General features: G+C 69.9%; 4 protein-coding genes. 2 read left to right on the top strand and 2 right to left on the bottom strand.

Annotated elements, in window-relative coordinates:
- The coding region (locus ABZ281_RS44045; protein ID WP_356663855.1) for an ATP/GTP-binding protein at positions 1 to 286 on the bottom strand (286 nt) is incomplete at its 3' end.
- A gap of 264 nt (positions 287 to 550) precedes the next feature.
- Between ABZ281_RS44045 and ABZ281_RS44040 the strand changes: the two genes are divergently transcribed.
- Positions 551 to 1,579 carry an LLM class flavin-dependent oxidoreductase gene (locus ABZ281_RS44040; protein WP_356663853.1) on the top strand — a complete coding sequence of 343 codons (1,029 nt, stop codon included), beginning with the start codon at positions 551 to 553 and terminating at the stop codon, positions 1,577 to 1,579.
- 83 nt (positions 1,580 to 1,662) lie between these two features.
- On the opposite strand, the gene ABZ281_RS44035 is transcribed toward ABZ281_RS44040, so the two are convergent.
- A complete protein-coding gene (locus tag ABZ281_RS44035; RefSeq protein ID WP_030246492.1) occupies positions 1,663 to 2,055 on the bottom strand; it encodes an SCO5389 family protein in 393 nt (130 codons plus the stop codon).
- 252 nt (positions 2,056 to 2,307) lie between these two features.
- Between ABZ281_RS44035 and nucS the strand changes: the two genes are divergently transcribed.
- Positions 2,308 to 2,979, top strand: coding sequence for an endonuclease NucS (gene nucS, locus ABZ281_RS44030; protein ID WP_030854272.1), 672 nt, complete (start codon positions 2,308 to 2,310; stop codon positions 2,977 to 2,979).
- Positions 2,980 to 3,078 lie beyond the last annotated feature (99 nt).

Genomic DNA, 3,078 nt, shown 5'->3' with positions numbered 1-3,078 from the left:
GGTCCCGCGCGTTCCAGCAGGCCTTGTGCCAGTGCCGGCGGTCGTCGACGCCCGTGTGCTCCGCCCAGGACACCACGTGCGGCACCCCGTCCGGGATCATCTGGTCGCAGCCGGGACAGCGGTACGACTTGCCCTGCGCGCTCGCGCCGGCCACGTGCCGCACGCTCCAGTTCTCGCCCTGCCAGTGCTCCGAGGACTGCCAGCCGCCGTAGCGGCCGGGGCGGTCGTCCTCGACGCTCCGGCCGGACGAAACGGCGCCCTTGGGTCGGTTGCGACGCGGAGACACGGGACACCTCTCGGGGCTATACAGGAGCACGGGCCGCATCCAGCCTACGCGGCGCGCACAGGGGTACGCGTACGGTACCAATCGCCATATGTCCCTCGCGGGCGCGACGGGCTCAACCCCGGGTGCACTCCCGCGGGCTCCCGGCGGAACGCCCATTCTGCAGACAATCCGCAAAATACTCCGCCCGGCCGTGTCCTCGGCACGTGTCAGACGGTTATGCCCTGTGGGGGAGCTCCGTGTCGGAGCCAAGGAAGCAGGAAAGCAATGCGCGTTGGAAGTTTCGTGTTGGCGGCCCAGTTCCCCGGCCAGGGCGAGGGAGAGGCGCTGCACCGCGCGGTCCGCTCGGCCGAGGTGGCCGAGGAGGCCGGGCTCGACACGGTCTGGACGGCCGAGCACCACTTCGTGCCGTACGGCACGTGCCCGTCGGCCATCACCCTGGCCGCCGTACTGCTGGGCCGCACCCGCCGCATCCGGGTCGGCACGGCGGTCAGTGTGCTGCCCACCGTCCACCCCGTGGCCCTCGGCGAACAGGCCGCGCTGCTGCACCACACGAGCGGCGGCCGTTTCACGCTCGGTGTCGGACGCGGCGGCCCGTGGATCGACCTGGAGGTGTTCGGCGCCGGTCTGGAGGCGTACGAGAAGGGGTTCCCGGAGTCCCTGGAGCTTCTGGTGCGGTGGCTGAGCGAATCGTCCGTGGCGGCCGACGGGGAGCGCTTCCGCTTCCGTGAAGTCCGGGTGGTGCCACGGCCGTCGGAGGCCCTGACGGAGACCGTCGGGCCCGAGGTCGTGGTGGCCTGCACATCGCCGGCGAGCGTGCGGCTCGCCGCCGAGCGGGGTCTGTCGATGCTGCTCGGGATGCACGTGGGGGACGAGGAGAAGGCCGAGATGGTCGCGCTGTGGCGGCAGCACGCGCGGGCCTGCGGCCGGCCGCCGGAGGAGATCCTGGGCGCGTCTCATGTGTCGGCCGGTGTCTGCCAGATCGCGGACCGGCGGGTCGACGCGGCGGAGACGCTGATGAAGGCGATGCCGGGCTGGCTGAAGCAGGGCCTGGAGGCGCATGTCACGGTCGACGGGCGCACGCGCCGGATGCGCGACCCGCTGGCGTACACCGAACTGCTCTGCGGGCTGCACCCGGTGGGCACTCCGCGGCTGTGCGCGGACCGGCTGGCGGCGACCAGCGAGCGGACGGGCATTTCGCGCTTCGCGCTGCTCGTCGAGGGCTCCGGGGACCTGGCCGCGACCGAGGAGAACGTGCGGCGGCTGGGCGCCGAGGTGCTCCCCCAACTCGTCTGAGAGCGCGGTGAATTCCTGGGGGCTTGCCGCTCCGGTACAGAACTGCACCTCCCGCGTACGGAGCGGCAAGCAGCGGCGCCGCGTCAGCAGTCCCTGAACTCGGGTGACTGGTTCAGCACCTGACTGCGGACCGAGGTGAAGCGGCCCAGCTTCTCGTCGACCGAGGAGTCAAGCGGGAACACGGCCACCCGGTGGCAGTTCTGGAAGGCCAGGCGCACACCGAAGTGCCGTTGCAGCGCGCCGCGTATCGCGTCACTCGCAAGCGCACGCAGCAGTTGACCGCGTGCCTGCTCGTCCGGCGGGGGCGTCTGGTTGTCGGCGAACGCGCCGCCGTCCACCTTCAGCTGGGCCACCAGTGAGCTGATCATCTCCCACGCATAGGGCAGGGAGGTCCGGACGCAGTCGACGAATTCCGCTTCGTCGACCTCGCCTCGCTCGGCCTGTTCGAGTAGGGCCGGTGAGACGTCGAGCGACATGAGTTCTCCTCTCGCACCCCCGACGAGCAGGGGTTGCCGGACAGATAAAGGAGTTCGCGACGCCGGACACGCTGCGTACACGCACCGCGACCTCCCGTTCATACGGTAAGCAACGTACGGTGACCGCACCAGGAAAATGCGCAGATGAGACACTCCCGCTGAGCACACCGTGCACACAATCGGCCATTACCGAACGCGTGTTTTCCAGGGCGAATCGCGTGGACAGGCGCCCGTCGAGTAGCGTTGCCAACCATGCGTCTCGTCATTGCCCGCTGCTCCGTGGACTACGCCGGGCGGCTCACCGCCCACCTTCCCTCGGCCCCGCGCCTGATCCTGGTGAAGGCGGACGGCAGCGTCTCGATCCACGCCGACGACCGGGCCTACAAGCCCCTGAACTGGATGTCGCCGCCCTGCACGCTGAAGGAGGGCACCGGCGAGGAAGAGGGCGTCTGGACCGTCGTCAACAAGGCGGGCGAGAAGCTCATCATCACGATGGAGGAAGTCCTCCACGACTCCTCGCACGAACTGGGCGTCGATCCCGGCCTGATCAAGGACGGCGTGGAAGCGCACCTCCAGGAGCTGCTCGCCGACCGCATCGAGACACTCGGCGACGGCTACACGCTGATCCGCCGCGAGTACCCGACAGCCATCGGGCCGGTCGACATCCTGTGCCGGGACGCCGACGGCAAGACCGTCGCGGTGGAGATCAAGCGGCGCGGTGAGATCGACGGCGTGGAGCAGCTCACGCGCTATCTGGAGCTGCTGAACCGCGATCCCCATCTCGCCCCGGTGCGCGGTGTCTTCGCGGCCCAGGAGATCAAGCCCCAGGCCCGCGTCCTCGCGACCGACCGCGGCATCGGCTGCCAGGTCCTCGACTACGACGCGCTGCGGGGCATCGAGGACGACAAGCTGCGGCTGTTCTGACAGCCCCTACGACGACGAACAGGGCCGGGTCCGCGGAACGGACCCGGCCCTGCCGTGTGCCAGGGGTGTCAGATCACCGTCTCCGGGCTGCTCGGCGTG

It is taken from the genome of Streptomyces sp. NPDC006265 (assembly GCF_040613555.1).
Taxonomy (GTDB): Bacteria; Actinomycetota; Actinomycetes; order Streptomycetales; family Streptomycetaceae; genus Streptomyces.
Note: the sequence above shows the minus strand (reverse complement) of the source record. Positions and strands in the feature narration are given on the sequence as shown.

What these genes read in the sequence shown, in the direction of transcription:
- ABZ281_RS44040 (WP_356663853.1), top strand. Translation starts at nt 551, where the DNA reads ATGCGCGTTGGAAGTTTCGTGTTGGCGGCCCAGTTCCCCGGCCAGGGC.
- ABZ281_RS44035 (WP_030246492.1), bottom strand. Translation starts at nt 2,055, where the DNA reads ATGTCGCTCGACGTCTCACCGGCCCTACTCGAACAGGCCGAGCGAGGC.
- nucS (WP_030854272.1), top strand. Translation starts at nt 2,308, where the DNA reads ATGCGTCTCGTCATTGCCCGCTGCTCCGTGGACTACGCCGGGCGGCTC.